Genomic DNA, 25230 nt, shown 5'->3' with positions numbered 1-25230 from the left:
AATCGCCGTATCAACACACCCTTTGCCGCGCCTTCATGGGTACTTAAGCTGACGATTGGCTTGATTGGGATGTTTGCTTTTTTGCAGGTCTATTCTATTCAAGCTATTTTACCGGTCTTGATGATGGATTTCACCGCAACTGAGGTGCAGGCGGGCATGATTGTTGGTGCCACCATATTGGCAATTGCTATCATGTCACCATTTTTGGGCATGCTGTCTGATGCAGTAGGACGCAAGTCATTTATCGTTGGGGCGTTATTGTTTTTAGCGATACCCACTGCGTTAATTGCCCAAAGTCCGAATATCGGCTGGATGGGCATGTGGCGCTTTATGCAGGGATTGTCTGTGCCCGGTATTACGGTGGTGACGATTGCTTATATCGGCGAAGAGTTTGAGGGACGGGCGCTCACTGAGCTGATGTCGTTTTATGTGTCAGGGTCGGTGCTCGGCGGCTTTATGGGGCGCTTTTTACTTGGGCACTTGCACGAACTTATTGGTTGGCGCGCTGGCTACTATGTGATGGCAGGTATGACGCTGATCGGGGCGCTGTGGGTGGGTAAAATGCTGCCCGCATCACGGCACTTCGTTGCTAATCCCAAATTTCGCTCAGCCATGCAGACCCTCGGTGAGCATTTGGTCAATCGCTATGTTGTCACTTCCTGTTTGCTTGGTGCTTGTGTGTTGTTCTCGTTGGTTGGCTGTTTTACCTTTATTAATCTGCATTTGGCCGATACACCTTATGAATTAAGCACAGGTGCGCTTGCCAATATTTTTGCGGTGTATTTAATTGGCGTTGTCATCACCCCATTATCGACGACGTTGCTGCGCCGCTTTGGTTCAGCGCGTACGGTTCGCGTGGCAGTTATTATCTCGATGTTTGGCGTGCTCTTAACGCTCGTGACGCCGCTTTGGGGCATCGTACTGGGGCTTGCCATCATGTCTAGCGGCGTCTTTATTACCCAAGCGGCCACCATCAGCTATATCGCGGTCAATGTCAAAAAAGGACGCTCATTGGCCTCAGGCTTATATTATATGGGCTATTACGCGGGTGGCACGATGGGTGCTTGGCTCTGCGGCATTGCTTACGCGCGTGGACAATGGTCGCTGACGATTTGGTTATTATTGTTTGTACAAGTGCTGGCTCTATTGGTCGCTAGCATTGGGATGGTCAAAACAGTGGCTCGCGCGGAGTAATATAGATTTTTACTACCCTTTAACATACACTTTTAACCTCACTCGACCCTATAACCTAACTTGCCATAACACAATAATCTAAGTATTTAAACGTCAATCAAAGAACCTATAGTCGTCAGCGACTTACGCAAGCAGGCTTTACATGGCTTAGGTTTTTTCTTACTATCAATGAAGCTTATCAAGAATGACGATAAGCATTGCCATCAATAATAGCCACGCGTATACCGATAAAAATGCTCTGTTTTTATATGTTTCTTAAACCCTATTAAAAGTGCTTTAAAATAATTAAAATCACCCACAAGGAAGTCAAATTTATGTCAAATATTTATCATAGCGCGCCGTCAGCCTACGATTATCCCTTAATCGTCAAGCAACTCTTAAACCGTGCCAAAACAGTGTCGCTAGAGCAAGAAATTATTTATGCCGATAAAAAACGCCTCACGTATAAAGAGTTGTTTGAGCGTATCAATCGTTTAGCCAATGTCTTAGCCGACTTAAACCTTGATGCCGGTGATGTGATTGCGGTGATGGATTGGGACAGTCATCGTTACTTAGAATCGTATTTCGCCGTACCGATGTCAGAATATATTTTGCAAACCGTCAATATCCGCCTGTCACCTGAAAAAATTCTATATACCATTAATCATGCTAAGCCAAAAGTATTGCTACTAAACTCTGAATTTGCGCCATTGGTGAAAGACTATCAGTTTGAAAACTCTAGCATTGAGCATATTATTTGGCTTGATGACAATGGCGTGCCACATGAAGGCGTCTTTGGCGGTAATCAAAATCGCGTCACTGGAGAATATGAAGCTTTGTTAGAAGCTGCTAGTAGCGAGTTTGATTTCCCAGATTTTGATGAAAACACTATTGCCACGACTTTTTATACTTCAGGTACAACAGGCGATCCAAAAGGGGTGTTCTTTAGCCACCGCCAATTGGTCTTGCACAGCCTAACGGAAGCCGCGACCTTGGGTATGCTGCCTAATAAGCAGGGCGTCAGCTATGGCGATGTTTATATGCCAATGACGCCGATGTTCCACGTTCATGCGTGGGGTTTCCCGTTTACTGCCACGATGGTTGGTCTAAAACAAGTCTATCCGGGACGCTACGCACCTGACGTGTTAATGGATTTGATTATCAATGAAAAGGTCAGTATCACCCACTGCGTACCAACGATTTTGCAGATGGTACTCAAAGAAGCACAAGAGCGCGATGCCAGTTTTAATGGTTTAAAAATGATTATCGGTGGTTCGAAACTGACTGAAGGTTTAGCAAGAGCCGCACTGGCGCAAGATATTGAGGTTTATACTGGTTATGGCATGTCTGAGACTGCACCGCTTATTAGTTTGACAGAATTTAGCCTAAATGAGCCTGAGATGTCTGAGGACGAAGATATCGCTCGCCGCTGTATGACGGGTAAGCCAGTACTGATGGTGGACGCTCAAATATGGAATACTGATAATGAGTCCGTCGGTACGGGCAAAGACAATACCGGCGAGTTGGTGCTGCGCGCGCCTTGGCTAACACAAAGCTATCTGAAAAATGACGATGCTGGTAAAGAGCTGTGGGAAAATGGCTATATGCATACCCAAGATATCGCCTATATGCGTCCTGATGGTTATATTAAAATCACCGATCGTTTAAAAGACGTCATCAAGTCAGGCGGCGAGTGGATATCGTCATTAGAGATTGAAACGATTTTATCCTTGCATCCCGCAGTCGCTGACGTATCGGTGATTGGTATCCGTGATAAACAATGGGGCGAGCGTCCGCTAGCTTTGATTGTACTCAAACCTGCCTGTCAAGATACTAACGCCGATGACATCAAAGCGCTTGCCGAACAGGCGGTAGCGCGGGGAATTATTCCTAAATACGGCGTGCCAAGTCAGTTTAAGTTTGTCGATGAGCTGCCAAAAACCTCGGTCGGTAAACACGATAAAAAAGTCATGCGCGAAATGTACGATGAGCAGAAATAAGACTTCATTAAATAGTCAGCTGTTTAAAACGCTTGCGTTAAGCAAAATATCAAATGGCTGACATGCGTAGTAGTTGACCTTTATCTCTAGCTCTGCTACATTTTAAACCGATACATAACGTATCGGTTTTTCAGTTCTGGCAGGGACAGCCAGTTTTATACTATGATAGTATTGAATAAGAGCGTATCTTATAAAGCGTCATATTATAAATATGATCTCTATAAAAGCGCTTTTTATAGTTTATAAAATCATCTCTTATAAAAGCACTTTTTATAGTATCGCTTGTTATAAAAAAATACAGCATTACCCATCGTTTACGCTAAGGACAGCCATTATGAACGAGCAAGCCATTCGTCGAAATTCTCAACAAACCAGCCAGCCAGCTATAAATCACAATAATAATCAAAACCTTACTCAATCCTCTAGCCAAGATTCTCACCCATCATTTGATAGCACGCAAAGCTTTGCCGACATTTATCAATCCTCTATTGATAATCGCGAGCAGTTTTGGGCGGAGCAAGCCAAGCGGATTTATTGGCACAAAGAGCCTGAGCAAACCCTTGATGACAGCAATCTGCCATTTGCCAAATGGTTCGTCGGCGGTGAAACCAATCTTTGCTACAACTGTGTCGATCGCCATCTTGCAGAGCGCGCTGAGCAAGATGCCTTTATTTGGCTATCCTCTGAAATTAACCAAGAGTTAATCGAAACTTTTCCTGCCGTAGTTGATGCTTTTAATGATTTGGGCAATAACGTTGAGCTTTATACTGATTATACTAAGCGGCGCCTGACTTATAACGACCTTTATAAAGAAGTGAATTACTTCGCCGATGTGCTACAGCGTCATGGTATCGAGAAGGGCGATCGCGTCATCATTTATATGCCGATGATATTAGAGGCGGCTTACGCCATGCTAGCCTGTGCGCGTATCGGTGCGGTACATTCGGTGGTATTTGGTGGTTTTGCTGCCCATAACTTGGCTATCCGTATGGATGATGCCGAGGCAAAAATGGTCATCACTGTCGATGCAGGTCTACGCGGCGGTAAAGTTATTAATTATAAAAGCCTCGTCAATCAAGGTGTTGAGCAAGCGACAATCAAGCCCGAGCATGTACTAGTGGTCAATCGTGGTGTATTACCGTTCGAGAAAAAATCTATCGATGTCGATTATGCAACCCAGCGCCGTATCAGTTGTGAGGCCAACGCCATTGTTGAGCCAGTTTGGTTAGAGTCAAATACGCCCTCTTATTTGCTTTATACTTCAGGCACCACTGGGACGCCAAAGGGTGTGCAGCGCGATACCGGCGGTCATGCAGTGGCGCTAACGACGTCGATAGATTATATCTACGATGGCAAAGCTGGCGAAACTTTTTGGGCGATATCAGATATCGGCTGGGCAGTTGGGCATTCTTATACCATTTATGCGCCGTTGCTCGCTGGCATGACCAGTGTCATGTATGAAGGTTTGCCGCATCGTCCAAACCCAGGTATTTGGTGGCGGATTGTCGAAGCAAACAAGGTGAATATTCTATTTACGGCACCGACGGGTGTGCGTATGCTGAAAAAACAAGATGAAACGTGGATGACGCGCTATGATGTCTCTAGCCTTAAATCATTCTTTTTGGCAGGTGAGCCACTCGATGAATCAACGGCCAATTGGTTGACCAAGCATTTAGGGGTGCCGATTTTAGATCATTATTGGCAGACAGAGTCTGGCTGGCCAATCCTAAGTAACACGCCCAAATTTAATCATAAACCGCACAAACAAGGCTCGCCCGGTTATCCGATGTATGGCTATGATGCCCACGTGATAAATGAAGAAACCGGCGAGCTTTGTAAAGCTGGTGAAAAGGGCTTACTCGCCATTCGCGCTCCACTGCCGCCTGGTTGTCTCACGACTGTATGGCGTAATGACGAGCGCTTTATCAGCAGCTATTTTGGTCTGTTTGATGGCAAGCACTACTCTACATCAGACTATGCAGTGACCGACGACGACGGTTATTTTTATATTTTAGGACGCACCGATGATGTGATTAATGTCGCCGGTCATCGTATTGGCACGCAGGAGATTGAGGAAGCCATCAGTACCCATCCAGAGATGGCTGAATGTGCGGTCGTGGGTATCAAAGATCAATTAAAAGGCGAGTTGCCGATTGCTTTTTGTGTGTTAAAAGACCATGAGCAAGTGGCGACGACCGAAAACCGTTTCCGTATTGAGCAGCAAGTGATTGGTGCGGTAGTAAAATCCTTGGGCGGTATCGCTCGTCCAGCGGCGATTTATTTCCCGCAAGCATTACCCAAAACGCGCTCTGGCAAAATCTTACGCCGCGCTATTCGTGCTTTAGCGGAAGGTAATGAAACGGGAGATATGTCAACGCTTGACAATCCAACGGCGATTGATGCGATTAAAAAATCGATGAAAGATTATTAATCTAATAGCGTATTAATTGAAAAAATTCAGTCATCTTAATATCGGGAAAAGCTCATGTACCATCATGGGCTTTTTGTTTTTTAGACCGATAAATTTTATAGATGGCGATTATCGCAAATAAAAGTTTGATAAAGCGCTTGACCCTAAAATTGATTTATTGCTATAGTCAATAACGATACGAAATAAATCATTTTAAAAAAATATTTAAAGGGTAATAATGGACAGTTTTATCCCTTTTAACAATATACTTGTATGAATACTTTTTTATAAATACTGGCCCACCATTAAATGGTGAGCAAACAAACAAGATAAGGATATCTTATGCATCACGTTCAGCAGCTTATCGATGGTCAATTTGTTGATTCTAATACCAGCGAATGGATTGATATCACAGATCCCGCCACCCAAGAAGTCATCGCCAAAGTTCCGCAAACGTCTGACGATGAAATCAATCAAGCCGTCGCTGCCGCCCAAAAAGCGTTTCAGACATGGCGTAAAACGCCTATCACCACACGTGCGCGTATTTTTTTAAAGTATCAAGAACTGATTCGCGAGCATATGGATGAGCTGGCAGAAATCTTAACCGCAGAGCAGGGAAAAACCATTGCTGATGCGCGCGGTGATGTATTTCGTGGTTTAGAAGTGGTCGAGCATGCCGCAAGTATTGCCAATCTGCAAATCGGCGACTTCGTTGAAAACGTCGCAACAGGCGTCGACACCTATAGTATCTGGCAGCCACTTGGTGTCTGTGCTGGTATCACGCCATTTAACTTTCCCGCGATGATTCCACTATGGATGTTCCCAATGGCGATTGCGACGGGTAACACCTTTGTCCTTAAACCTTCTGAACAAGATCCGATGGTAACCATGCGTTTGGTTGAGTTGGCAGTTGAAGCTGGCGTCCCTGAAGGCGTGTTAAACGTCGTGCACGGCGGTAAAGCAACCGTTGATGCCATTTGCGATCATCCAGATATCAAAGCAGTTTCATTCGTTGGCTCAACCAACGTCGGCAAGCATGTCTATGAGCGCGCCAGTAAATCAGGTAAGCGCGCCCAGTGTATGATGGGTGCGAAAAACCATGGCGTTATCCTACCTGATGCCAATAAAGAACAAACGCTCAATCAGCTAGCGGGTGCCGCCTTTGGTGCAGCCGGTCAACGTTGTATGGCGCTGTCGGTCGTGGTGCTCGTCGGTGAAGCAGGTGAGTGGATTGATGATATCAAAGCCAAAGCAGAAGGCTTAGTGGTTTCAGCAGGCAAAAACGACAAGGATTTAGGTCCGCTCATTTCACCTGCCGCAAAAGCGCGTGTCGAGCATCTGATTGGTACGGGGGTAGAAGAGGGCGCCAGTCTACTTCTTGATGGTCGCGGCATCACGGTTGAAGGGTTTGAGAAGGGCAACTTTGTAGGCCCGACTATCTTTGATAACGTCACTGCGTATATGCAAATTTATAAAGAAGAAATTTTTGGCCCAGTACTGTGTATCATGCGTGCAGCCGACCTTGATGAAGCGATTGAGCTGCTCAATGCCAATCCAAATGGTAATGGTACGGCTATCTTCACTCAGTCAGGCGCTGCTGCGCATAAATTTCAACAAGATATTATGGTTGGTCAAATCGGTATTAACTTGCCGATTCCTGTGCCACTACCGATGTTCTCATTCTCAGGCTCACGTGATAGTAAGCTTGGTGATCTCGGTCCTTATGGTAAGCAGGCAGTACAGTTCTATACTCACACCAAGACGGTCACTGCCCGCTGGTTTGATGACGAGGCAAGCCGCAGCGTCAATACCACTATTTCAATGTAGTCGTCAATCGACTATATTTGCAGCGTCCAAGCAATATAGCGACACTCTTGCTCAGTATTTTTTAGCAAAAGCATGATTTATGATTGTCGTTATAGCGCTGCTATACTGTATAACCAGCACGGTTTAAACCACAGTAGACTGACGGCTTATAACCTTTTTTCCCATATTTGCTATACATGTACAAGGATGACCCTATGGATTTTTCATTGACCGAAGACCAAATCGCCTTTCGCCAAACTGCCAGACAGTTTGCGCAAAAAGAGTTAAAGCCCAACGCGGCTGAATGGGATCGTACTTCGCACTTTCCAGTCGATGTCATCAAAAAAACCGGCGAGCTTGGCTTTTTAGGGCTGTATACCAACCCAGAATATGACGGCTTAGGGCTACCACGCCTAGATTCTGCCATGGTGTTTGAGGAGCTGGCCTGGGGTGATACCGCTGTTGCCGCTTATATGAGTATTCATAATATGGCGGGTTGGATGATTGGTGAATATGGTAGTGACGCGCTCTGTAAGAAGTATTTGCCCAATATGGTCAGTGGTGAATGGCTTGGTAGTTACTGCTTAACAGAGCCGAATGCCGGTTCTGATGCGGCTTCATTACGTACCAAAGCCGACAAGCAAAGCGACTATTATGTGCTTAATGGCGAGAAAACTTTTATATCAGGGGCCGGTTCAACCGATGTGTTAGTGGTCATGGCACGTACCGGTGCTGCAGGGCCAAAAGGGATCTCGGCATTTGTGGTAGATGCCCACAGCGATGGTATTGAATATGGCAAAAACGAGCATAAAATGGGCTGGAAAGCGCAACCAACGCGAACGATTAGTTTTAAAGATGTCAAAGTGCCCGCTGAAAATCTCATTGGCGAGGAAGGTCAAGGCTTTCGTATTGCGATGAAAGGCTTAGATGGCGGTCGTATCAATATCGGTATCTGTGCAGTTGGTACAGCGCAGTCAGCACTTGAGACCGCGACCAATTACGTGCAAGAGCGTAGCCAGTTTGGCAGCCCGATTGCCAGCTTACAGTCAGTACAGTTTAAACTTGCTGATATGCTCACCCAAACCATTACTGCAAGGCAAATGCTATATTTAGCGGCTAGCAAAATCGATAATAATGACGCGCAAGCCTCTACCTACTGTGCCATGGCAAAGCGTCTGTCTACTGATCTTTGTTTCGATGTTGCCAATGAAGCCTTACAGCTGCATGGTGGTTATGGCTATCTCAATGAATATCCGCTTGAGCGCCATGTGCGAGACTTGCGCGTGCATCAGATTTTAGAAGGCACCAATGAGATTATGCGGGTGATTGTCTCGCGCCAGCTTATGCAGGATGATGCGTTGATTCAATTACGCTAGCCCAACAATACTATAAAACTGCTTTATTAAGCGTTTTGAATAAAGCCATTTTATAGAAAGATAATAACAAGGATGTTCCATGACCGATTATACCAACTTAAAGCTCTCAATCGACGGCCATATTGCTACCGTCACACTGAATAACCCACCAGCCCATACGTGGACGATGGAAAGTCTGCCGGCACTCAAGCAGCTGGTCACTGACCTCAATGCCAATGATGATGTTTATGCCTTAATTATCCATGGCGATGGGGAAAAGTTCTTTTCAGCAGGTGCGGATTTAAACAATTTCTCAGACGGCGATAAAGGACGCGCGATAAGTATGGCTATCGCGTTTGGTGAAGCGTTCGAAGCGCTATCAGCGTATCGCGGCGTTAGCATCGCGGTTATCAATGGCTATGCTATGGGCGGTGGACTTGAGTGCGCGCTGGCCTGTGATATTCGTATCGCAGAAGCGCATGCACAGATGGCTTTACCAGAGACGGGCGTGGGCTTACTGCCCTGTGCAGGTGGGACGCAAAACCTACCTTTACTGGTTGGTGAAGGTTGGGCAAAACGGATGATATTGTGTGGTGAGCGCGTCGATGCCGAGACCGCATTACGCATTGGCTTAGTCGAAGAAGTCACGGCAAAGGGTGGGGGTTTATTAGCGGCGCAAGCCTTAGCGCAAAAAGTCGCTAAGCAATCACCTGTGGCGGTCAGTTATTCTAAGCGGCTTATCCAAGCAGCAAGAAATACCCCGCCTGCCCAAAACCTTATCCATGAACGCGAGGCTTTTGTTAAGTTATTCGACACCAACGATCAGCGCGAAGGCGTACAAGCATTCTTAGAAAAGCGCACACCCAATTGGCAAAATAAATAGCCTGTAGGCATGTCTTAATATTTACTTTACTCATTTTAATTTTGGTAGGTCTCTTTTATGACAGCAGTAACAGAAAACACAGAACAAGAAGCGCCAGTCCTGTTCAATACTGAGCCGACAGAGTGCGGTCATCTGATTGGCATAATGACGTTAAATACGCCAAAGTCTCTGAATGCGCTCAGCGTTGAGATGTGTCAGTTATTAGCCAAGCAGCTAGAGCAGTGGCAAAACGACGATCAGGTAGTGGCATTGGTATTAAAAGGCGCAGGCGATAAGGCATTTTGTGCTGGCGGTGATATTCGCAAGCTTTATGACAGTATGTCTAGTGATGCACCGCTACCGAATCCTTATGCGACAGAATTTTTTGGTCATGAATATCGTCTTTATCGGCAGATGCACTTTTATTCCAAACCACTAATACTCTGGGGTGACGGCATTATTATGGGTGGTGGCATGGGCTTGATGGCAGGTTGTAGTCATCGTTTGGTCACCGAGCGTACCCGCTTTGCTATGCCAGAAGTAACCATTGGACTGTTCCCTGACGCCTCTGGCAGTTGGTTCTTGCAGCGCATGCCAGCTAAAACAGGTTTGTTCTTAGGGCTAACGGGTGCGATGTGTAACGGCAAAGATGCTTTATTAGCCAATCTTGCAGAGTATGCCGTTGCCAGTAGTGATTATGATGCCGTTATACAAAGTTTAAAACAGAGTGATTGGCAAGCGGCAGCAGATAGCACCGATAAATGTCACAACGATAGCGCTCATAGTATCGTCAGTCGCGCATTAGCAGCACATCCTGTAGCCGAATTGCCTGCTAGCAAATTAGCAACCTATTGGCATCCTATCCAGCAATTGATGAACAGCGGCGGCTTAGGAGATATTGATGCACTTCTACAAAGTGACGAAGCGCTCGCAAAATTAGATACAAACTTTGCAGCAGACAGCTGGACGCAGCGAGCAGTAGAGACTTATCGTAAAGGCTGTCCAGTTACGGCCGCTTTGACCTATTCGCTTTATTATAAAGTGACTGATTTGTCGCTAGAGCAAGTCTTGTATTTAGAGACCAATGTCGCCGTACATTGTGCCGCCAATCCTGATTTTAAAGAAGGCGTACGGGCGCTACTGATTGATAAAGATCGCAATCCACAATGGTCACGCTCATTAGCAGAGTGTCTCAGTAGCGAAGGGCAAGCATATATTCATAGCCACTTTGTAAACCCTTATGCTAAAGGCCAGCACCCTTTAGGCGGCTGGTTGGGCGAAGGCGCATTCGGTAACCAACTTGTGCGCTAAAAACTTATAGTTCAATGAAACAAATCAGGTAAAAATTAAAAAATGTAAGATTCCATAAAGCATTGTCCACATATATGTATAAATAATAAGCAATCATCAAGGAGCGATGAGATGGGTACAAAGGATACAGATTTAAGTAATAAGGCATCAAACGATACTACTAAGCCAAATATCGCCTTTATTGGGCTTGGCAATATGGGCGCACCGATGGCAGAGAACTTGTTAAAGGCAGGTTATACGCTATCGGTTTATGACTTGTCTGCGGAGGCAACCGCGCGCTTGCAGCAAGCAGGTGCCAGTGTGGCTGATAGTCCTAAAGATGCTGCGAGCAATGCACAAGTTGTCATTAGCATGTTGCCTGCGGGCGAGCACGTCCATTCTGTCTATCTAGGTGAGAATGGCGTTAATGGCCTACTAGCAGAATTACCTAAGGGTACTTTGGTCATCGATAGCAGTACCATCGCAGCAGCTGATGCAAGATTGGTGGCAGAAGCAGCAAGTAAGGTTGGTATCGACTTCTTAGATGCGCCAGTCTCCGGTGGTACAGGAGGCGCCATTGCTGGCACTTTAACTTTTATTGTCGGTGGTAGTGACGATGCATTCGCTAAAGCCGAACCAATACTCGCCGTTATGGGCAAAAACATCTTTCATGCAGGCGAGCATGGTGCCGGACAAGTGGCGAAAATCTGCAATAATATGCTGTTAGGTATTCTCATGGCAGGGACGGCAGAGGCGATTAATTTAGGCGTAAAAAACGGCCTAGACCCAAAAGTACTCTCAGATATCATGCTCCAAAGCTCGGGCCGTAACTGGACACTAGAAGTCTATAACCCTTATCCGCAGGTGATGGAAAATGTGCCCTCTAGCAACGGTTATAAAGGCGGCTTTATGAGTAAACTCATGCAAAAGGACCTTAATCTTGCGATGCAAACGGCTAGGGATACCGATGTTGAAACGCCGATGGGAGCCAAAGCTACTGAGCTTTATGAATCTCACATAGTAGAAAATGGCGATAAAGATTTTTCTAGCATCATGGCGCGTCATGACAGTTCGGTCTTGTCTTAAAGCACGAAACGCTTCAAATCCTTAATCAATTTTGCATAGAGTGTTTTTCTAATTGCCATCATGTTATTAACAAAGCATAAAAAAGGTCTGCGCTAGTTTTATGACGCAGACCTTGTTATTCAGTCATATTTTTTCTTAATGTCACACACCCTAGTTTTGTAGCTCATACACCAATGCTTGAATATCATGCGCTGCCTTTTGCAAGCGCGGCACATGCTCCATTAGCTCATCTAATGACACGCGAATGGTTGGTGCGTGGATATATAGCGACGCCAGATAGCGAGATTTTTTGTCTAGCACAGGCACTGACACCCCTACCATCTCTGAGATAAATTCCTCATTATCGATACCAATGCCTGTCTCTGCGATACGATCAAGCTCGGCATTTAATGTATCAATATCGGTAATCGTATTTTTGGTAAATTTATCTAACGGTAGGCCTTGTAGTATTTTAGCGCGGCTGGTCGCAGACAACTGGCTTAAATATAGCTTACCCGTAGCCGTACACCACATCGGTGATTTCGCGCCGACAGGCAGATATATTTGCAAAGGCAGCGAGGTGTTAGCGCGATTGGTATACATCATGTCCATCTGGTAAGGAATGGCGATACCGCAAGTCTCCTTAATCTCGTCAACCAATTTTTGTAAAATAATTTGCCGCTCATTAAAAAATTGACGCTGCTGCCAAAGCTCAACGCTCAAATTACGCACCCGCTTGCCAGGAATAATACCGCCGCCAATATCGACGGTCACAAACCCTTCATCGACTAAGTTTTGAATCAAGCGATGGATAGTAGGTTTTGGGATATCAAGCTCTTGCGACAGTTCAAGTGGTGAGAGGGGTTTTGACGCATAAGACACCGCTTCGATAATCTCTAAAACACGGGTAATCGACGAAACTTTTGGCATAAAAATGGCTCAATAAGAATAATAAAGGTAAAGCGAAAAGTAGAAAAAAATCATTAATACACTATTGAAAATTTCAAAAATGTAAATACTAAAAAGACATCTATTAGTAGCTCTAATTTAGCATAATAACGCACTCAAACAAGCTATCTTATTAGATATAAACGATATATTTACGTTTTTATAATTCAGACTAACTTCTCACATCTTTGTCTTACTTTGTCTTTTAGGTAGCATTGGATACGTTAACTCACAAACCACAACAAACTGTAGTAATAAACTCTATAACTGTAATTGAGTTAAAAGGGGAGGTAGGTCATTATACTGACATGTTTTGTAATACCTTTACATGAGCGTTAAGCGATTCAATATTCATGTTCTGACTATTCAGTGGCTTTGAGAGTATTGTGTAACAGGAAACCGAAGTTTTGCAGGTTGGTGTAGCAAATATTACAATATCTATGCAATCTTTACATAACGGCAAATAAAAAGCGCATTCATGGGGGTGACTTTTTAAGCCAAAATTGTTTTAATCTGCTCAACAAAATGGTTGTTTATAAAAAAGTTAAATTATCATTTTTTTACGGGCGAGTTATTTCACACTTTAGGAGAGTATTTATGAAACTTATTAAATTAACAGCAATTTCTGCTGCTGTATTAGCATCTACTGCTGCACTAGCAGCTGAACCAGTTATCGTTGTTGATAACAACGATGCGGTTGTATACGAAGCTGAGCCAGTCGCTGTTGCTTATCAAGCAGAGCCTGCTTATGCATACAATGCAGATGCTGGTGTGGTACGTAACACTGCTGGTGCGCTTACTGGTGGCACTAAGACTTTCTTCCAAACCGTTACTCATCCAGCTGCTATCAGCGCTGAAGTAGGTACACTAGGTTATGGTGCTAACATTGGTTGGGGTCTTAATGAGACAACTGAACTACAAGCTGGTTGGGCAGGTGGCGACGTTGCTGACCTATTCGGCGGTGACTTCGATGCAAATGACATCAACTATGACGTAGATACAGATTTTAGTAACCCGTACCTAGGTGTACAGTTACGTCCTGCAGCCAACTGGTTCACAGTAGGTGCTGGTATCATCGTTCCTGACAACGATATCGACGTTCGTGCAAATTCTGAAGGTGACGGCTACTATAGTATTGATGGTGATAGATACTATACAGGTAAAGCTCCTGTAGATGCGCCGGATGTTGCTGGTGAATACGTCGGTAACTTAGAAGGTAGTATCGAGCATCGTAACAAGCTAGCACCTTACTTAACTGTTGGTTTCCGTCCTAATATCACGAATAACTTCGGTGTGTTTGGCGAACTTGGTGCCGCTTACATGGGTAAAGTTGACGCAAAAATCAACCGTACCGACGATAATCCAAACTCTGCTGCAAACATCGTTGCTGATCGTGCAGAAAGAGACTTAGAAGATAAAAGCTGGTTAGAGTGGATGCCAATTGTTAAACTTGGTGCAACTTACCGCTTCTAATCTAATGATAGTTTAAAACTGTTAGTAGATAGCCAAGCATAAAAAAACGATCCTAAAAAGGGTCGTTTTTTTTGGTCTAAAATATAGTTCTCACTCATTTTTTTAAAAGCATTAGGAAATATTTAATAAACAATCACGGTTTGCTGATGACGTAAAAGAGCGATACGGTAATTGCTTTTATTGTCGTTAATGTCCAGTAAAGGTGAGTTGCTTGTAGCCCCTTTTATTAAATCAGCAATAAGGTAAGAGTAGTCCTTTCCTAATCCTTGTGCCAGCTTATACTGAAAAACCTTAATAAAACTTTCTTTTATTTGCCATAGTAGCTTGGCGATTACATTTCTTTGCATGGGTGGTAAGGTCTGCAAGATAGCCATCTCATTGGCATGGAAAAAGCGCTGCGCGACCTGCCATTTAACGGCATTTATTTCTATATCAATACCTATAGGACGATGAGCACTTATAACAACCGCGACTTTATTGTCTAAATAATCGAAAGGTTTATTTTTTTTATGCTGATTAGAAATAACTTTGTTATGGGCGCCAGTATGACTAAAGCAGACGTAGTATTGACTATTGGCAAGTCGATATGGAAAACTTGCATCATCCAAGGTATCAATCATCTCTAGCTTATTAAGTAGTGATTGTAATAATAATCGTACGCCAGTGCGCTGCTGTTGGCGCTGACGATGAGCTATCTCGCGTGTGGATAGAGACACGGTAGGAATGCGATATTGCCATTGCATGTGGCGCCATTGCATGTGGCGCAATTCTTCCACCTTGTTCTTTGATAATAAATTAGGGTTGAATAACTGCTGCAAATTATTCAATAAATCGAAATAATTTAAAAAAGAAGGCGTGATAATCTGAGCTGACGCATACCAAGTAGTAGCGTCAAGTTGTTGGTAGTCAATATCACGTAATTTTAAAGTTGACATAATTTATCTGTAGAATATGAATAGAATAAGAAAAGCCCAACAATAGATTGCTGGGCTTCTTTAAATTACGGCTGATTAACGCTTATTAAATAATATTAGTAAGACAATTCAGCACGGCGGTTTTGGGCATAGGCATCTTCTGTAGTACCGGCAACAGCAGGGCGCTCTTCACCATAGCTGATGATACGGACGTTGTTTACCGCAACACCTTGAGCGGCAAGATAATTACGTGCCGCTTGGGCACGGCGCTCGCCTAGTGCCATGTTGTACTCGCGGCTACCACGCTCATCGGTATGACCTGCAATAACGACACCAGCGTTTGGATTTGAGCTTAGGAGGCTAGCATGTTGGTTTAATACACTGGCAGCTTCTGAGGTGATTTCACTGCTATCGAAAGCAAAGTAAACCACGGCTTGTAGATTTTCTGCACCAGTGATAACGGCATTTGAATTATCAACGATAACCGCACCGTTATAACCAACTTGACCACCTGGGATACCTAGTGGGGCAACGACCACTTCTGATGTCGCACGTTTGTTAGCACAACCTGACGCAAATACGACAGCACTTGATAATACTGCGAGGGCAGCAACTTTTGCAATATTGGTAGACATATAAGCTCCTAAAATTTTAATAACATTGATTTTAATGGCATTTGTTGTTTTTAAACTGCTTACGGTAAAACTTAGGCAATTACTATCTATCATATACTAAATGTTACTTTATGTAAGTAGTATTACTGTAAATAGTTCGAGAGTTTACCTAAAGATATGTAGCATTATGATTAAAACCTTTGAATTGATTTCTACCTTAACCAATTTAATTACTCATCGTACTTGAAATTTCCTAGTTTAGGTCAATGTAACTATCTTAAAAACTTTGTTTATAACGAACACCGTGCTTATTAATAGGGCGCTATAAAATAATCAATTAACTGTCTAAAACGTGAATAATAATAGGAATTTCCATGTCCAATACTGAAACTGACGCACAAATTATCAATCCTGACATGCCAGATGTGCCGCCACATGCGCCAAGTAAAATTCATTTGAAAGACTATCAACCGCCAAGCTTTGCGGTCGAAACCGTTGATTTGGATATTAAGTTATTCGATGACCATGCTATTGTGGATAGTACTTTGATGATGCAGCGTCAGACTGACGGCGACTTAGTGCTGTATGGCGAAGGACTTGAGCTGTTATCTATTAAGCTCAATGATGAGCTGCTTACCAGTGAGTGCTATACGCAAATAGAGGGTAAATTAATCATTACTAATGCGCCAGCGCATAGCAAATTACAGCTACAAGTACGTATCCATCCGCATACCAATACGGCGCTTGAAGGCTTATATATCGCCGGTAGTGGTGACGATACCATGTTCGTCACTCAGTGTGAGCCTGAAGGCTTTCGCAAGATTACCTTTTATCCAGATCGTCCCGATGTACTGGCGAGGTTTACCACGCGGCTTGAAGCCGATAAGCGTTTCCCGACGCTATTGAGTAATGGGAATTTGCTCGAAGCGGGTGAAGTGTCGGACGCGCCTGAGCGTCATTATGCGATTTGGCAAGACCCGACCAACAAACCAAGTTATCTGTTTGCTTGTGTCATCGCTGATTTGGATGTATTGACTGACAGCTATACCACGAGCGAGGGACGCGAGGTGAAGCTTGAGCTCTATGCGAAATCTGAAGATATCGATAAATGTGCTGTCGGTATGCAAGCTTTAAAAGACTCGATGCAGTGGGATGAGGTCAATTATGGCCGCGCGTATGATTTAGACCGTTATATGATTGTTGCCGTCAGTCAGTTTAATATGGGCGCGATGGAAAATAAGGGTTTAAATATTTTTAACACCGCTTGTGTCTTGTCTAGTCCTGAAACGACCACAGATGCGCGCAGCTTTAGTGTCAAATCTATCATTGCTCATGAGTATTTTCATAACTGGACGGGTAATCGCATTACCTGCCGTGATTGGTTTCAGCTGTGCCTAAAAGAAGGTTTTACCGTTTATCGGGATCAATCATTTTCAGCCGATCAGCAGTCAAGTGCTGTCCAGCGTATCGACGATGTGGCAACCTTGCGCGCCCATCAATTTGCTGAAGATGCCGGACCACTAGCGCACCCTGTACGCCCTGAGAGTTTCGTTGAGATTAATAACTTTTATACCACCACCGTCTATGAAAAAGGCGCTGAAATCGTGCGTATGATTGCCAATACGTTAGGGCCTGATAACTTTCGTAAAGGTACGGACGAGTACTTCCGTCGTTATGATGGGCAAGCGGTCACGGTTGAGGACTTTTTATCGGCGCTTAGTATTACCGATAGCAAAATTGAGGACTTTATCGCCTGGTATCGTCAGCCCGGTACGCCAGTGGTCTCTGGTCACCAAAGTTATGACAGCGCGACGCAGACATTGACCATTACGCTCAGTCAGCAAACCCGTCAGGTTGCAGGTTTTGATGCACCAAAACCCTTGCCGATTCCTGTAGCGACCGCACTATTTGATAAAAATTCTGGTCATATCATCGCCGAGCGTATGTTGCTTCTCGATCAAGTCACACAAACCTTTACCTTTGAAAATATAATGAGCGAGCCAGTCGTATCCTTGCTACGTGATTTTAGTGCGCCCGTTCAGCTCAATTATAATTATCAAGATGAAGACTTGGCGTTTTTGCTCAAATATGAAACCAATGGTTTTAACCGCTGGCAAGTGACGCAAATGCTGGTCAATCGCATTTTACTGCAAGGTCACGGCGCGAAAAGCAGTCCTGAGATATATTTGCAAGTAGTGGCGCAGGCCTTACCTGAACTGGCTGCTAATGATGCGATGTTGGCGGCGCGTTTGCTTGATATTCCGTCAGCACAAGAGCTGGCATCTGCCATTCATAAAGATTACGATCCAGAGCTGGTAAAAGCACAGCGTGAAGGCTTATATCAACAGCTGGCTTTAGCGTTAAAAGATCAATGGTCTGAGCTTTATAAACAGCTACCGATGCAGGCTTATGAAGACAGTGCGGAAGCTCGTGGCAATCGCGCTTTACGTAATGTGGTGCTTGATATGGCACTGACCGCTAACGTCGATGGCGCTACTGAATGGGCAGAGCAGCAGTATGATAACGCCAGCTGTATGACCGAGCGTTTTGGCGCGTTAAAAGCGATGGTCAATCATCAACTGGCAAATGCTGATAAGTATCTGGCGGATTTTTATCATCGTTTTGAAAATAATGATTTGGTCATCGATTTATGGTTTAGTGTGCAAGCCTCTGCTGATGCGGTTACGCCCGATACTATTAAATCCTTACTTGCGCATAACGATTTTGATTGGAATACGCCCAATCGTGTACGTTCGGTCATCAGCGCCTTTACCTCGCAGCCTACGGTGTTGTGGACACCAGAGGGTTTAGATATTTATATCGCTGTGATTAAAAAGCTGGATGACGCCAATCCGGTGTTAGCGTCACGCTTATTGCAAGTGCTGGCACGTTGGAATACTTTGGCTGAACCACGTCGTCAAATGGCGCATGAGCAGTTGCTTGAACTACAAAAGCAAGCGACTTCTAAGCATGTAATCGAAAGCTTAAACAGTGTTTTAGGCGCGGCAAATGAAGGTTCTGCAAGTGCATAACGAGCAGTACTTTATAAGTTAAAAAGCACAAAAAAGGCCCGTCTGATATCTGTTATCAAACGGGCCTTTTAGTGAGTGGTCAATCAGTATTCATTACCACCAAGCGCTTTTAACGATTCGGCAAAACGTCTTTAACCATATCGCGTAGATTGTGTAGAGCGCTAACGGTGCTTTCCCAATCTAGGCAACCATCGGTGATAGATTTACCATATTCAAGCTGGCTCAAATCTGCCGTTAGCTTTTGATTGCCACCTTTTAAATGACTCTCAATCATCAAACCGATGATAGATTTATTACCATTTTTAATCTGCTCGGCAACGTTTTGAATGACCATTGGTTGCAGATAAGGGTCTTTACCTGAGTTGGCGTGGCTTGAGTCAATCATAATTTTACTATTGGTTTTGCCTTTTGCCAGCTCATTTTCAACTTGTGCAACAGCAGTTTCATCATAGTTTGGCTTACCGTTACCACCGCGTAGTACTACGTGTGCGTAGGGGTTACCTTTTGATTTGATGATAGAAACTTTGCCATCTGCTGATAAGCCGAGGAAGCTATGACCTTCTTTGACCGCTTGCATGGCATTAACCGCAACGGTCATGCCGCCATCGGTGCCGTTTTTAAAGCCAACTGGGCACGATAAACCTGAGCTCATTTCACGATGCGTTTGGCTTTCGGTGGTACGCGCGCCAATCGCTGACCAACTAATCAAATCCTGAATGTACTGCGGCGTATTTGGGTCTAATGCTTCGGTCGCGCACGGCAGACCTTTTTCATTTAAATCAAGCAGTAGCTTACGAGCGGTGCGCAGACCTTTTTCGATATCAAAGCTGTCGTTCATATCAGGGTCATTAATCATGCCTTTCCAGCCAACCGTGGTACGCGGCTTTTCAAAATAAACGCGCATCACAACGAAGATGCTGTCTTCAATCTCTTTGGCCAATACGGCTAAGCGATCGGCGTATTCGTGGGCGGCTTTAATATCGTGAATAGAGCAGGGGCCGATAACCACAAATAAACGCTTGTCTTTGCCATCAAGGATATCTTGGATGGTATTGCGACCTTTTAGCACCGTGTTATAGGCGTCATTTGACAAAGGTAGCTCAGACTTTAGCTCAGCGGGTGTGATTAAAGGAATGAATTTTTCAATATTCACGTCGTCAATATCTGCATTATGAGTAGCTGGTGTTGTCATGATTATATATCGTCTAGCTGATTTATAGGGACATTCATTATGCGGACAAAAGCGCTGGTTGACAAGGGCAGTCGTACAGTTAATTGACTGCTAACTGGAATGTGGCGACCAAAACTTCGTTATACCTTATCGCTGCAACCCGTCTTAACATGCTGTCATTCATAGGTGTATAAGAATGATAAGGCAATGTAAAGCATAGGGAAAATGATGCTTTATCGCTAACCTAAGTCCAAATTTGCATTAAACACAACGTTTATAGGCAGATATAAATGAGTGATACTGAATGGATTTTGTGCACTAATTTCGCTATTTTTAGCTATTTCCAGCACTGTCACGTATGATGGCAATATAAACGACTAAGTTCGAGCGTTATAGAATGCTATCAAGATGCCTTTTAATGGGCATCTTATTACGGTTAAGCTATGTTATATTTTATATAATCATTTTTATGATAGACGCATTTTATCTTTTGTTTCATTTAACTGTGCTACTCAAATGGCACCAATTAAATTGTACCACTTTAATATTGAGAGCTTATCATGACAGATCCTGCTACGCCTCACCAACCTGCTGATACAACGCCAGCACCGGATGCTTATGGTGCTTTTGATAAATTGCCTGAGGTTACAAGCTCGCCACTGGTGATAGGGATTGTCGCCGGGGAAGTGTCAGGCGACAGTTTGGGTGCAGATTTTATGCAGCAGATGAATAATCTGCGTGATGATATTATTTGGGTTGGGGTTGGCGGCGCAAAGATGCAAGCGCAAGGGCTACAAAGTATTTTTCCGTTATCGCGCTTAGCTGTGATGGGCTTGGTCGAAGTAGTGGCGCAGTTACCGGACTTGCTTAAAGCGCGTCAAGAGCTGCTGACGGCATTTAAAACGGCAAGTATTGATTGGTTTATCGGCATTGATGCACCCGACTTTAACCTTAGAGTGGCAAAGAAATTAAAGCCGCAGGGCGTGTTTTGCGTGCAGTATGTCAGCCCTTCTATTTGGGCGTGGCGTGAGTCGCGTATTCATAACATTATGGCAGCGACCAATCTGGTACTTTGCCTATTCCCATTTGAGCTGCCGGTCTACGAGCGTTATAATCATCCCGCGATTTGCGTCGGTCATCCGCTACTACGAACCATTGATCAGACCTTACTTGAGACGCCCATCAATCAGCGCCGTAGCGAATTGGTCTGGCATAATGATGGCTTGCAGCAGTTTTTCATCGACCGCTTTGATGAGGTCAGTCAGCTTATTTGCGTCATGCCCGGCTCTAGGCGTGGTGAGATAACGGCTATTTTGCCGCTTATGCTCGATGGTATCCAAAGACTTTTGCTGTTAGATCCTAAGCTATGCTTTATCATTCCAACTGTCGATCAAAACCATCAATATATCGTGCAAGATGTGATCGATAAGCGCTCAGAGCAACTGCGGGCGGCGATTGCGGTGGTCTATGATGAAAGTCAGCCAGCCTTTAGTCAGCTGGCGATGGCGGCATCAGACATGGTTATGTTAGCGTCGGGTACTGCAACCTTGGAAGCCATGCTGCTTGAGCGTCCAATGGTGGTGATTTATCAATTAAATCAGCTGACTTATCAGATAGCAAAACGTTTGGTCAAAGTCCCTTATGTCGGTTTGCCCAATATTTTGGCAGACAGCGCAATCGTGCCCGAGCTTATCCAAGAGCAGGCAAGTGGTGATAATATCTGTCGTACCGTGATGCGTTTGTTGCAGCCGCGCGCGTACGCTGAACAATTAAAAGCGCTGATTGATACCAAGTATGCATTGCAACAACAAAGCAATCATGACCCTGCGCATAGCGTCATCGAACAGTGGTTTGTTCAAAACCGCGACAGTTATCAAAGTCATGATTTTAATGGACAAGACGGTCATGTCAGTCAAGAAAATTACGACAGCCAAGACAATTATCAAGCTCAGTAATCAAGATTAATAACTAAGCTCAGTAATCAAGCGCTAATTATGTTAGGCACGCAAAAAACTCTTTAAACCGTAAAGTTAAGAAATAATAAAGTTATGAGTACTATGTCTTCTACAGAAAATAATCATATAAAAAGCCCAGTTATGCTTAAGCATAGCGTTCAGATTGAAAGAGTTATTGAGCAAATTGATATTAAAGGACAATATATACAACTGGCAGCGCCCATACAGTTATCAGGGCAAGTCAATATCTCAGAACTGATTGCGCAATACTCATTAAGTTTAGAAAACTTGCAACCAACAGCCATACAAATTGGCGTTGACGAAGCAGGGCGTGGACCGCTGCTGGGTAGTGTGGATGTCGCTGCGGCAATATTACCTGCGGCGTGGGCAGGTTTAATTGAAAATGAGCCACTAAAAAATACGCCATTGTCTATACTGACGGACTCAAAGCAGCTGAGTGAAAAAAAGCGCGATATTCTTTATCCGTTGGTTCAGCAGCATGCAGTCGCGCACATCGTCGCTGATATACCGCCAGCGGTCATCGACCAAGTCAATATCTTGCAAGCGACCATGCTAGGGATGCGCTTATGTACTGAGGTTTTATTGGCGGTAGTTGCTAAACACCTGAATACGGGTGACAAAACACTGTTTGAGATATTAATTGATGGCAATCGTTGTCCAGATTTAGATTATGTAAGCCTCACTAAATTTGGTATTCAAGAGTCAGCGATTGACTGCCAAACATGGGTAAAAGGCGATGGCCGACATACCAGTATCGCGGCGGCCAGTATTTTAGCAAAAGTCAGCCGTGACCAAACCATGTATGCGCTTGATACTGAACATCCTGAATATGGCATCGCCAAGCATAAAGGCTATCCAACGCGCGCCCATATGGAAGCGATTGCAGCTCATGGCGTATTAGCCGCGCATAGACGTAGCTTTGCACCGGTAAGAAAAGTGCTCGAAAGCCAATATTGCCTGACCTAAAAATGATCATTAGCTAGCAGAATGAGACTGCTTAATGAAATAGCCTAAGCAAAATTAAATAAGAAAATGCTTTCAGTCATAAAAAAACCATCTGTTCATAATCAACAGATGGTTTTTTTATTTAAACCTTTAACAACAGAAATCTTCAAAGTCCCAAAAATACTTAGAACGATGAGTTCGGCTGCTTTAAAAACGCTTCTTCTTCGTCAGTCGTTTCACGATCCAACGTGTCGTTACGATGTGGATAGCGTCCAAATTTATCGATAATCTCTTTATGACGCTCTTCAAACTCTAAGGTTGTTGCATCATTTAATTGCTTAAACAGCGGCAGATAGCGCTCATGAATCATGGCCGATTCAGAATGCATAAATGGCATGATAATAAATTTCCGCCACTGCGCTGGCAGCGTATCAAAATATGGTTGTCCAATGGCTTCTTGTGCCAATGCTAGCGCCATGCCATCTTGGGCAAAAGCGCACGCTTGCTCACGGCATAAATTACGCGAAAACTGATCTAACACAATAATTTCTGCCAAGCGTCCTGCTAGCGCCGTGACTGAGCTATTGCTATCAGTCGCTGCATCTGCGATACGCCACGACACGCATTCACCCTGTTTTGCTGCCTGCCAAATATTATAAAATTTGTCTTTTATCTGTTTATCAAAAGCATCATTTTGCGCAAACCAGTACTGCTCATTGTCTTTATCGAACCAAAAATCCAATACCGCACGCGCATCCGCAGCAAGATGTTCTAAGCTGATGTTTTGTGGATCTAGCTGGGATAGATTGGCTGGGTTTTTAGCCGTAGAATAATCGGTCGAGAGTGCCATAAGATATTCTATTTATGATGGATTTAGTCTACTATAGCGCAATTATTTAGGTCTGTCATGATACCGACCGCAGCTATTAGGTAACCTCTTATGAATACAAATTTACCGTTACAAACCAGTCACTCATCCTTGCCTGCAACGCCCTATTATCTGCTTGATGAAGCGGCAATCGTTGCCAATATGCAGATTATCGCGCGTCTGTGCGAGCTATCTGGCGCCAAAGCCTTGCTCGCGCTCAAATGTTTTGCCACTTGGGGCGTGTTTGATGTCATGCAGCCTTATTTGCATGGTACAACCTCGTCTTCATTGAATGAAGTGCGGTTGGGCTATGAGACCTTTGGTAAAGGTAAAGGCAGTGATAATAAAAAAGAAACCCATGCTTATAGCGTTGCTTATAGCGCAGATGAAATTGACGAAGTATTAAGCTATGCCGATAAAATTATTTTTAATTCTATCTCGCAATTGAATGCATTTAAAGGTAAAGCTGCTGCTCAGAATATTCCAGTAGGGCTACGCTTAAATCCAAAAACCAGCAACTCGTCCTTTATTATTGCTGATCCAGCGCGTCCCTTTAGCCGTTTGGGGGAGCATGATAAAGATAAGATTACCGCCGTACTTGCTGATATCACTGGCGTCATGATTCATAACAACTGTGAAAACGATAGTTTTGAGGCATTTAGCGCAAGCTTAGCCGATATCGAAAACAGGTTTGGTGAGGTGCTGGCGCAGCTTGAATGGGTGAGCTTGGGCGGTGGTATTCACTTTATCGCGCCTGATTATCCACTCGAAAAACTGGCTGATAGATTAAAAGGCTTTAGCGAAAAATATGGCGTGCAAGTCTATCTTGAGCCGGGTGAAGCGAGCATTCACGGCGCTGGCTCATTAGTGACAACCGTCTTAGACACTATGCACAATGAAAAAAATCTTGCCGTCGTCGATGCCTCTATCGAAGCGCATATGCTTGATTTGCTCATTTATCGCGAGTCTGCTCCCATTGTGTCCATTAATGAAGAATCAATAGATATGATGCCGGTAAATAAAGATCAAAAAGAGGGCGCTGCAGACAACACTATTATTTACGGTCGTTCTTGTTTGGCAGGCGATATTTTTGGTGAGTACGCCTTACCGAGTAATTTGAAAATTGGCGATACCATTGCGTTTGGAAATGCTGCCGGTTATACCATGGTCAAGAAAAACTGGTTTAATGGTGTGGGTATGCCTGCAATCGTTATCCGCCGTTTAGATGGGTCGATACATGTGCAGCGTGAGTTTGATTATCAAGATTATAAGGCCAGCTTGTCTTAATTTTGCTATTAAGATGACGGTGATGGTATTTGAGTAATAGA

18 protein-coding genes are annotated in these 25230 nt (G+C 44.2%); 13 read left to right on the top strand and 5 right to left on the bottom strand.

The window, feature by feature from the left end; genetic code table 11:
* The first annotated feature begins 9 nt into the window (after positions 1-9).
* From B3R91_RS10605 to mmsB, 8 genes are all read left to right on the top strand, one after another.
* Complete coding sequence (locus tag B3R91_RS10605) at positions 10-1194, top strand: MFS transporter (protein ID WP_191691627.1); 1185 nt, start codon at positions 10-12, stop codon at positions 1192-1194.
* A gap of 314 nt (positions 1195-1508) precedes the next feature.
* Positions 1509-3173 carry a fatty acid--CoA ligase gene (locus B3R91_RS10600; RefSeq protein WP_286797573.1) on the top strand — a complete coding sequence of 555 codons (1665 nt, stop codon included), beginning with the start codon at positions 1509-1511 and terminating at the stop codon, positions 3171-3173.
* 334 nt (positions 3174-3507) lie between these two features.
* Positions 3508-5604, top strand: coding sequence for a propionate--CoA ligase (locus B3R91_RS10595; protein WP_286797572.1), 2097 nt, complete (start codon positions 3508-3510; stop codon positions 5602-5604).
* Positions 5605-5925: 321 nt separating this feature from the next.
* Positions 5926-7410, top strand: a complete 1485-nt coding sequence (locus B3R91_RS10590) for a CoA-acylating methylmalonate-semialdehyde dehydrogenase (protein WP_286797571.1) — start codon at positions 5926-5928, stop codon at positions 7408-7410.
* Positions 7411-7604: 194 nt separating this feature from the next.
* On the top strand, positions 7605-8765 hold the full coding sequence (locus B3R91_RS10585; protein ID WP_286797570.1) for an acyl-CoA dehydrogenase family protein: 1161 nt from the start codon (positions 7605-7607) through the stop codon (positions 8763-8765).
* Between the two features lie 79 nt (positions 8766-8844).
* Complete coding sequence (locus tag B3R91_RS10580; RefSeq protein ID WP_068404178.1) at positions 8845-9627, top strand: enoyl-CoA hydratase; 783 nt, start codon at positions 8845-8847, stop codon at positions 9625-9627.
* A gap of 57 nt (positions 9628-9684) precedes the next feature.
* Complete coding sequence (locus B3R91_RS10575; protein WP_068404180.1) at positions 9685-10917, top strand: enoyl-CoA hydratase/isomerase family protein; 1233 nt, start codon at positions 9685-9687, stop codon at positions 10915-10917.
* Positions 10918-11028: 111 nt separating this feature from the next.
* Complete coding sequence (mmsB, locus tag B3R91_RS10570; protein ID WP_286797569.1) at positions 11029-11982, top strand: 3-hydroxyisobutyrate dehydrogenase; 954 nt, start codon at positions 11029-11031, stop codon at positions 11980-11982.
* A gap of 150 nt (positions 11983-12132) precedes the next feature.
* Here mmsB and B3R91_RS10565 read toward each other — a convergent pair whose 3' ends face one another.
* Positions 12133-12891, bottom strand: coding sequence for an IclR family transcriptional regulator (locus B3R91_RS10565; RefSeq protein WP_068404183.1), 759 nt, complete (start codon positions 12889-12891; stop codon positions 12133-12135).
* Between the two features lie 615 nt (positions 12892-13506).
* Here B3R91_RS10565 and B3R91_RS10560 point away from each other — a divergent pair.
* The gene (locus tag B3R91_RS10560; RefSeq protein ID WP_286797568.1) at positions 13507-14382 is read left to right on the top strand and encodes a hypothetical protein; all 876 of its coding nucleotides are present in this window, start codon (positions 13507-13509) and stop codon (positions 14380-14382) included.
* 122 nt (positions 14383-14504) lie between these two features.
* Here the strand turns inward: B3R91_RS10560 and B3R91_RS10555 are convergent, their stop codons facing one another.
* Both B3R91_RS10555 and pal read right to left on the bottom strand, forming a co-directional pair.
* Positions 14505-15317 (bottom strand): 4'-phosphopantetheinyl transferase family protein, encoded by an 813-nt coding sequence (locus B3R91_RS10555; protein WP_286797567.1) that lies wholly within the window; start codon positions 15315-15317, stop codon positions 14505-14507.
* A gap of 95 nt (positions 15318-15412) precedes the next feature.
* Positions 15413-15931: a peptidoglycan-associated lipoprotein Pal gene (gene pal, locus B3R91_RS10550; protein ID WP_286797566.1), complete on the bottom strand. Its 519-nt coding sequence runs from the start codon at positions 15929-15931 to the stop codon at positions 15413-15415.
* A gap of 395 nt (positions 15932-16326) precedes the next feature.
* Here pal and pepN point away from each other — a divergent pair, with 395 nt between their 5' ends.
* Positions 16327-18942 carry an aminopeptidase N gene (gene pepN / locus B3R91_RS10545; protein ID WP_286797578.1) on the top strand — a complete coding sequence of 872 codons (2616 nt, stop codon included), beginning with the start codon at positions 16327-16329 and terminating at the stop codon, positions 18940-18942.
* Between the two features lie 109 nt (positions 18943-19051).
* Here the strand turns inward: pepN and B3R91_RS10540 are convergent, their stop codons facing one another.
* Positions 19052-20134: a 3-deoxy-7-phosphoheptulonate synthase gene (locus B3R91_RS10540; RefSeq protein WP_068404188.1), complete on the bottom strand. Its 1083-nt coding sequence runs from the start codon at positions 20132-20134 to the stop codon at positions 19052-19054.
* 539 nt (positions 20135-20673) lie between these two features.
* Here B3R91_RS10540 and lpxB point away from each other — a divergent pair.
* Entirely contained in the window at positions 20674-22068 is a 1395-nt protein-coding gene (lpxB, locus tag B3R91_RS10535) for a lipid-A-disaccharide synthase (protein ID WP_286797565.1), read from the top strand.
* Positions 22069-22170: 102 nt separating this feature from the next.
* Positions 22171-23055, top strand: a complete 885-nt coding sequence (locus B3R91_RS10530) for a ribonuclease HII (protein ID WP_286797564.1) — start codon at positions 22171-22173, stop codon at positions 23053-23055.
* A 163-nt stretch (positions 23056-23218) separates the two neighbouring features.
* Here the strand turns inward: B3R91_RS10530 and B3R91_RS10525 are convergent, their stop codons facing one another.
* On the bottom strand, positions 23219-23884 hold the full coding sequence (locus tag B3R91_RS10525; protein WP_144296281.1) for a DUF924 family protein: 666 nt from the start codon (positions 23882-23884) through the stop codon (positions 23219-23221).
* 90 nt (positions 23885-23974) lie between these two features.
* On the opposite strand from B3R91_RS10525, the gene B3R91_RS10520 reads away from it, so the two are divergent.
* Positions 23975-25189, top strand: coding sequence for a carboxynorspermidine decarboxylase (locus B3R91_RS10520; protein WP_193031533.1), 1215 nt, complete (start codon positions 23975-23977; stop codon positions 25187-25189).
* Positions 25190-25230: the final 41 nt, after the last annotated feature.

The organism is Psychrobacter sp. UBA6291, assembly GCF_002439405.1.
Classification (GTDB): Bacteria; Pseudomonadota; Gammaproteobacteria; order Pseudomonadales; family Moraxellaceae; genus Psychrobacter; species Psychrobacter faecalis.
This window is presented reverse-complemented; position numbering and strand designations above follow the sequence as displayed.

Bases quoted from the DNA above. Each gene is read 5' to 3' on its own strand.
- B3R91_RS10565 (WP_068404183.1), bottom strand. From the start codon at position 12,891: ATGCCAAAAGTTTCGTCGATTACCCGTGTTTTAGAGATTATCGAAGCG.
- B3R91_RS10580 (WP_068404178.1), top strand. From the start codon at position 8,845: ATGACCGATTATACCAACTTAAAGCTCTCAATCGACGGCCATATTGCT.
- B3R91_RS10525 (WP_144296281.1), bottom strand. From the start codon at position 23,884: ATGGCACTCTCGACCGATTATTCTACGGCTAAAAACCCAGCCAATCTA.
- B3R91_RS10585 (WP_286797570.1), top strand. From the start codon at position 7,605: ATGGATTTTTCATTGACCGAAGACCAAATCGCCTTTCGCCAAACTGCC.
- B3R91_RS10575 (WP_068404180.1), top strand. From the start codon at position 9,685: ATGACAGCAGTAACAGAAAACACAGAACAAGAAGCGCCAGTCCTGTTC.
- B3R91_RS10600 (WP_286797573.1), top strand. From the start codon at position 1,509: ATGTCAAATATTTATCATAGCGCGCCGTCAGCCTACGATTATCCCTTA.
- pal (WP_286797566.1), bottom strand. From the start codon at position 15,931: ATGTCTACCAATATTGCAAAAGTTGCTGCCCTCGCAGTATTATCAAGT.
- B3R91_RS10530 (WP_286797564.1), top strand. From the start codon at position 22,171: ATGTCTTCTACAGAAAATAATCATATAAAAAGCCCAGTTATGCTTAAG.
- mmsB (WP_286797569.1), top strand. From the start codon at position 11,029: ATGGGTACAAAGGATACAGATTTAAGTAATAAGGCATCAAACGATACT.
- B3R91_RS10540 (WP_068404188.1), bottom strand. From the start codon at position 20,134: ATGACAACACCAGCTACTCATAATGCAGATATTGACGACGTGAATATT.
- B3R91_RS10520 (WP_193031533.1), top strand. From the start codon at position 23,975: ATGAATACAAATTTACCGTTACAAACCAGTCACTCATCCTTGCCTGCA.
- B3R91_RS10595 (WP_286797572.1), top strand. From the start codon at position 3,508: ATGAACGAGCAAGCCATTCGTCGAAATTCTCAACAAACCAGCCAGCCA.
- B3R91_RS10560 (WP_286797568.1), top strand. From the start codon at position 13,507: ATGAAACTTATTAAATTAACAGCAATTTCTGCTGCTGTATTAGCATCT.
- pepN (WP_286797578.1), top strand. From the start codon at position 16,327: ATGCCAGATGTGCCGCCACATGCGCCAAGTAAAATTCATTTGAAAGAC.
- lpxB (WP_286797565.1), top strand. From the start codon at position 20,674: ATGACAGATCCTGCTACGCCTCACCAACCTGCTGATACAACGCCAGCA.
- B3R91_RS10555 (WP_286797567.1), bottom strand. From the start codon at position 15,317: ATGTCAACTTTAAAATTACGTGATATTGACTACCAACAACTTGACGCT.
- B3R91_RS10590 (WP_286797571.1), top strand. From the start codon at position 5,926: ATGCATCACGTTCAGCAGCTTATCGATGGTCAATTTGTTGATTCTAAT.